Raw genomic sequence first — 663 nt, 5'->3', positions numbered from 1 at the left:
CGGCGACCAGGCCGCGGCCGTCGCGGAACCCGCCCGCCGCGATCACCGGCAGGTCCACCGCGTCCACGACCTGCGGCAGCAGCACCGTCGTGGCGGCCTCCCCGGTGTGGCCGCCGCCCTCGCCGCCCTGCACGATCACCGCGTCCGCCGGCCAGGATGCCGAGCGCCCCCGCGTCGGCGGTCGCCGAGACGAGGCGTGGTCCCGCCACCCAGCCCATGCCGGTCTGCACCAGCGGGTGCCGCACCCCGGCCAGGCGGGTCAGCGGCGTCTCGATGACGGGCGCGTCCGACGTCACGCCCGCACCTCGCGCTCGCGCAGCCCGCGCGGGTCCACCACATCGCGGATCAGCCGCAGCTCCTCGCCGGTCGGCTCACGGGTGCGGGGCACGTCGTCGGGCACGGCCAGGGCGAACCCGGTGGCCTCGCGCACCCGCTCCGGCGTCACCCCTGGATGCAGGGACACCACCCGCATCGCGTGATCCGGCGTCGCGAAGTCGAAGACGCCCAGGTCGGAGACGACGCGGCGCAGATCGTGGAAGCGGGTGGCGGAGGGGCCCGCGGCGGCGGCGCTGTCGTACCCGACGCCGCTGATCATGTCGACCTTCTCGACGAAGACCCGGGGCGAGTGCCTCGGTATCCAGTAGCTCACCGGGTTGTTGATCG

At 75.4% G+C, this 663-nt stretch carries 2 pseudogenes; both read right to left on the bottom strand.

Features of this window, described 5'->3' with window-relative positions:
* Nucleotides 1-275 (bottom strand): annotated as a pseudogene (locus tag AB8Z36_RS41845) (nitronate monooxygenase); the annotation flags it as partial.
* Nucleotides 276-292: 17 nt separating this feature from the next.
* Nucleotides 293-663: pseudogene (locus AB8Z36_RS41840) on the bottom strand (CoA-transferase); the annotation flags it as partial.

The organism is Streptomyces flavofungini (assembly GCF_041028215.1).
In the GTDB taxonomy this organism is placed as follows: domain Bacteria; phylum Actinomycetota; class Actinomycetes; order Streptomycetales; family Streptomycetaceae; genus Streptomyces; species Streptomyces flavofungini_B.
The sequence above is the reverse complement of the archived record's forward strand: the minus strand, read 5'-3'. Positions and strand labels throughout refer to the sequence as shown.